At 60.0% G+C, this 5,457-nt stretch carries 6 protein-coding genes; all 6 read left to right on the forward strand.

The features are described 5' to 3' along the window. Positions 1–1,360, forward strand: a 1,360-nt coding sequence (locus ACR65W_RS19075; protein WP_434499147.1) for a YncE family protein, incomplete at its 5' end; no start/stop codon positions are given. Positions 1,361–1,551: 191 nt separating this feature from the next. Continuing rightward, complete coding sequence (folE, locus tag ACR65W_RS19080) at positions 1,552–2,157, forward strand: GTP cyclohydrolase I FolE (RefSeq protein ID WP_109026895.1); 606 nt, start codon at positions 1,552–1,554, stop codon at positions 2,155–2,157. A 204-nt stretch (positions 2,158–2,361) separates the two neighbouring features. After that, complete coding sequence (locus ACR65W_RS19085) at positions 2,362–2,568, forward strand: universal stress protein (RefSeq protein ID WP_196399175.1); 207 nt, start codon at positions 2,362–2,364, stop codon at positions 2,566–2,568. 84 nt (positions 2,569–2,652) lie between these two features. Then, complete coding sequence (locus ACR65W_RS19090) at positions 2,653–3,309, forward strand: hypothetical protein (protein ID WP_434503006.1); 657 nt, start codon at positions 2,653–2,655, stop codon at positions 3,307–3,309. Positions 3,310–3,312: 3 nt separating this feature from the next. Next, positions 3,313–4,959: a nitric-oxide reductase large subunit gene (locus ACR65W_RS19095; RefSeq protein ID WP_246716395.1), complete on the forward strand. Its 1,647-nt coding sequence runs from the start codon at positions 3,313–3,315 to the stop codon at positions 4,957–4,959. A 12-nt stretch (positions 4,960–4,971) separates the two neighbouring features. Continuing rightward, positions 4,972–5,370, forward strand: a complete 399-nt coding sequence (locus ACR65W_RS19100) for a SirB2 family protein (protein ID WP_109026893.1) — start codon at positions 4,972–4,974, stop codon at positions 5,368–5,370. The last annotated feature ends 87 nt before the right edge of the window (positions 5,371–5,457 follow it).

Consider the following 5,457-nt stretch of genomic DNA (forward strand, 5'->3'; position numbering starts at 1 on the left):
CGGCGCCAAAGTTCCGACGACAAGCGACATCGCCAAGAAGCTGCTCCGCACCTTCTTCGTCGCCACGACGCCGGCGCTATGGCGCGACTATCGGCAGCCGAAGTGGGAGGTGAAGCTTCCCGATCTCGGACTCAATCTCGGCGGCGCGCAGATCAATCTGAGCGCGCTCAGCCTTTCGGCGCCGAACACGCTGCTGACGCCCAAGACGCCCGGCGTCGGCGAGGTCTGGGTCAACACGCAGTTTGAAGGGGTGAGCGGCAAGACGAAGTTCGGAACGGCGACGCAAATCGACGCGGCGGATTGGACGCTCAAGAAAAAAGTCAAGGGCGTCGAGCAGAATATGAACAACCCTCACAATATGTGGCCCGATCCGACATATAAATACATTTATCAGACGGAATGGTTCGACAAACGGCTGACCACCTTCGACCGCGAGAGCGGAAAGGTTCTTAACACGCAGGTCGTTGGACAAAATCCGTCTCATGTGATGACGAGCCCGGTAAACGGCATGCTCTATGTCGCCATCAATGGCGAGGACCGCGTGGCGAAACTGTCGCCTGGCGAATTCCCTTCGGCGATGGGCAACATTAATGTCGGCCCGCATTCCGGCCCCCACGGCCATCACATCACCGACGACGGCAAATATATGATGACGCCGAACGCGCTGGCGGGAAGCGTTACCGTCGTCGATCTCGCGACCGAGAAAGCGACGGAAATTCCGACCGGCGGCGTTATTCCGATCGCGATCTGGAGCGACATGAACCATAAGGGCTATGCCGCCAATCTGCTCGGCACGCCCCCCGCCATGCTCTCCTCATTGACGGTCATCGACATTGACAACAAGAAGAAGGTCAAAGACATCGACCTCGCTGCCGATTACGACCCGATCAGCGGCGCGCACAAGGGCGAGGCTTATGGCCTGCTTCCGATCCAGACCCCGGTCAGCCCGGACGGCAAATACGTCGTCACGGCGAACACATTGAGCGCCACAGTCACGATTGTCGACGTGAAGACCGACAAGGTGGTGAAAAGCCTGCCCTGCGAAGCAGGCTGCCACGGCGTCAACTTCGGACATAAGAAGGGGGGCGGCTATTACGCCTATGTGGCGAGCAAATTCGCCAATGACTTGATCGTTATCGACATGGATAAGCTCGAAGTCGTAGGCCGCATTCTGCTCGCGGATTCGAAGGACGGTCAGATCACCGCGCATAACGGCATGGGCGGACAGGGCGTGCTGCCCTTGCCGATCGTCGAGCGTGGCATGCTGGCGCCCACGCTAAAACTCGCGGGAACGGGCAAGTTGAGCGCCGAAGTCGAGGGATGGCTCAAGCTTTTGAACAAGGAGCAACGCGGCAACTGAGCCACTGCAAGTCAGCTCCGATGGATAGCCCCAAGCAGGGCTTCCATCGGGGTGATCAGTTGTTACCGCAACAGACGCAGCACCCGCCGAATAATGTTAGGAGATGCGCGAATGATCGAGCGTCAAGCCAACAAACTGAATATCTAGTTTCGGCCCATGCAGATCGATTTCGTGACGGCCCGAGTCGTTTAATGGGTTTGGACAACAACTTTAGCGGAGTCCGAAGGTCGAAGCGTACCCAGGCTGAAGCTGAAGCGGCTGTGCGGGTTCTTATCGAATGGGCAGGCGACGATCCGAACCGCGAAGGTTTGATCGATACGCCTGAGCGGGTGGCGCGTTCTTATCGCGAATTGTTCGCTGGCTACGCCGCCGATCCTCGCGAATATCTCAAGCGCACGTTCGAAGAAGTGGGCGGTTATGACGAGCTGGTCGTATTGAAGAACATCCGCGTCGTTACTTTTTGCGAACATCACATGCTGCCGGTGATCGGACGCGCGCATGTCGGTTACCTGCCGACAAACAGGGTCGTGGGAATCTCCAAACTGGCGCGGGTCGTGCACGGATTCGCGCGTCGATTACAGATTCAGGAGAAGCTAACCGCTGAGATCGCCGAAGCCATCCAGGAAATTCTCGAGCCGCAAGGAGTAGGAGTGGTCGTCGAGGCCGAACACAGTTGCATGACCTTGCGTGGCGTGAACACGCTCGGATCCACATTGACCACTAGCCGGTTACTCGGCGTAATCCGCGACGACGCCCGCTCACGAGAGGAATTCCTCGGCATGGTGCGCCGAGCCTAGAATTTGGACCAGCGGCTGACGAAAGAAGCATTGGGAGCGGAACGCCATGGAAGATGGCATTCTCTAAGTTCTCCCGCTTGTAATTTTGCCTCGACCTGAGGGACCGGCTCTAGATGGAGACCGTTGCACGAGCGTTGTCGCCGATAATAGCTCGAGCCTTGAATCTGGAAGACGGGGGGTTTCCAAATCTGGAGATCCGCAACGGTGAGTCTCGTTGGAACGATAGTTGCTTGTGCGGTAGAAATGCGCGCTGACCTGATCGTTATGCAGACCGATGGTCGCGATAGCGCTTTGGACTCGATCATCGGGAGCACAACCGAGCGCGTCATACACGAAGCGCCTTGTCCTGTATTGGCGATTCCGCGAAGCTCCCTAGATGACGTGAACCGAGAGCGTCTGTTTGGAAGGTAGCGGCGACTCTTGAACTCGCACTGGGCGCTTTCCTTTACGATGCGCCGCGCCGGCCGTTTCGCTGTTGAGTTCTAGGAGGGCGTCGTGGAAAGCGCGCGTAAACTCTGGATCTCGCTCGTCGCCCTGTTGGCGCTTTCCTTCGCCGTGCTTTTGCTCATTGGCCGCGAAATTAGCGTCAAGGCGCCGCCATTGCCGGAGCGCGTTGTTACGGAAAGCGGCCGCACGGTCTATACAATCGACGACATCCAGCGCGGCCGGCAGGTATGGCAGTCGATCGGCGGCATGCAACTCGGCTCCGTCTGGGGCCATGGCGGCTACGTCGCGCCGGACTGGACCGCCGACTGGCAGCACCGAGAACTCGTCGCCATCCTGGACGCCTGGGCGCGCCGCGAGTTCGCGGCCGGCTGCTACGCTGATCTTAGCGAGGAGCAGCAGAGTTCTCTGCGGGGACGGCTGCGCCCGATGATGAGGCGAAACACGTTCGATCCGAAAACTGGGACAATCACTGTGTCTGAGGAGCGGGCTCAGGCGATCGTCCTCGTCTTTAGCCACTATGAGAGCCTATTCGGCGACGATCCGCGCAGCGCGGAGCTTCGCGAGAACTACGCAATGAAGAACGGCACTGTCGCCGACGCCGAGCATCGACGGGCGCTATGCGCCTTCTTCTGGTGGACCGCGTGGGCCGCGACCACGGAGCGGCCGGGAAGCCACGTCACCTACACCAACAACTGGCCGAGCTAGCCGTTGATCGACAACCGCCCGCCTGCAACCACCTTCATCTGGTCTGCGTTCAGCGTGGTTTTTCTGCTTGCCGGCATCGGGCTTCTCGGCTGGCACCGCGCCGTCAGTCATGCGCGCGGCGGCGAGACGTGCGACGTGCCCGCGCGTGATCCGATGCGCAACGTGAGGGTCACGCCGTCCATGCGCGCGACCGCCAAGTATTTTTGGGTGCTTCTTGCCCTGTTTCTCGTCCAGATCCTGTTTGGCGCCATAAGCGCCCATTACCAGGTCGAGGGGCAGCTGTTTTACGGCTACCCGATGGCGGAGATCCTTCCCTATTCGATCACCCGCACCTGGCACACGCAATTGGCCGTGCTGTGGATCGCCACGGCCTGGCTGGGCACTGGGCTCTACATGGCGCCGGCGATTTCCGGCTACGAGCCGAAGTTCCAGGCGCTCGGGGTGAATGTGCTCTGGATCTGCTTGCTGATCATTGTCGTCGGCGCCTTCGCGGGCCAATGGCTCGCGGTCATGCAACGGCTGGGATTGGAACACAATTTCTGGTTCGGGCATCAGGGCTGGGAGTATGCCGATATCGGGCGTTTCTGGCAGTGGTTCCTCTTTATCGGACTGCTGCTGTGGCTCATCCTCGTCGGCCGCGCCTTGTGGCCGGCGCTGCTGGTAAAAAATGAGTCACGCTCCATCGTCGCTCTTTTCTTCCTCTCGACCGTTGCGATCGGCCTGTTCTACGGCGCGGGGCTGATGTGGAACGAGCATACGCATCTGTCGATGGTCGAGTATTGGCGGTGGTGGCTGGTGCACTTGTGGGTCGAAGGGTTTTTCGAGGTGTTCGCCACCGCCGTCGTCGCCTTCCTGTTCACCCGCCTCGGCCTGGTCGCAGTCAAGCCGGCAACTTCGGCGGTGCTGTTCGCGACGATTGTCTTTATGGCCGGCGGCGTGATCGGCACACTGCATCATCTCTATTTCGCCGGCACTCCGACGTCGGTGCTGGCGCTTGGCGCCAGTTTCTCCGCGCTGGAAGTCGTGCCGCTCGCCTACATCGGCTTCGAGGCCTATGAGCATTGGCGGTTTTGCGGCGCCACGCCATGGATGCAGCGCTATAAATGGCCCGTGCTGTTCTTCATCGCTGTCTCCTTCTGGAATCTCGTGGGAGCCGGTCTGTTCGGTTTCCTGATCAACCCGCCGCTCTCGCTCTATTACATGCAGGGGCTCAACCTGACACCGCTGCACGGCCACACGGCGCTGTTCGGCGTCTATGGGATGCTCGGCATCGGCCTCGTGTTGTTCTGCCTGCGCGGAATGATGCCCGAACTCGTCTGGAACGAGAAGATCCTCAGCATCAGCTTCTGGTGCTTCAACGTGGGGCTGGCGATGATGGCGTTGTTCACGCTCCTGCCGCTCGGCACGCTGCAACTCCTTGCCGCGATCAATGAAGGTTATTGGTACGCCCGCTCTGAGCAGTTCATGCAGCAGCCGATCGTCGATCTTTTGGTATGGATGCGCGTGCCGGGCGACACGGTCTTCTCGATAGGCGCATTGGCCTTCGCCTGGTTCGTTGTCAGCCTGTGGCTCCGGCCGCGCCGCCAGCCTCATGAAGTGGAGCAGGAGGACAGGGAACTGGAGGCGGGACCGGCGAAGCGTGCGGCGTGATCCGCCACTTGCATGGAAGCCTATTACTTCGAGATTCGCGCCGTCCACGTCGCGGCGGCGCTGGCGAGCGGCGGCTTCTGCCTTATGCGGGCGCTCGCTTTGAACTTGCTCGCGGCGTCATGGCCACCGTCGCTGCTCGCGCGGCTTGCCTCCTACGCTATCGACACCGTGCTCTTCACGGCTGCCCTCATGCTGACGGCCGTCACGCGTCAATACCCGTTTGTTGACACTTGGCTGACCATGAAGGTCGTGGTCATGCTGCCGCTCTATATTTTTCTGGGTTACTGGGCGCTCCGAGCCAAGGCGTTCAAGTTGCGGTTGGCGGCGATGGCCGGCGCGATCGCAGCTTTTCTTTTCATTTATAGCATCGCACGCAAGCATAGCCCGCTTGGCATGTTTGCCCTCGGGTGAGAAACGTCGGCAAGCTTGGTCGACCTTTCCGGGAACTGGCCTTTAGGCGGTTTGATGCAAGCGCCTCGTCGTCACCATCCCGAAATA

The sequence above is a fragment of the Methylocystis sp. genome, assembly GCF_051062815.1.
In the GTDB taxonomy this organism is placed as follows: domain Bacteria; phylum Pseudomonadota; class Alphaproteobacteria; order Rhizobiales; family Beijerinckiaceae; genus Methylocystis.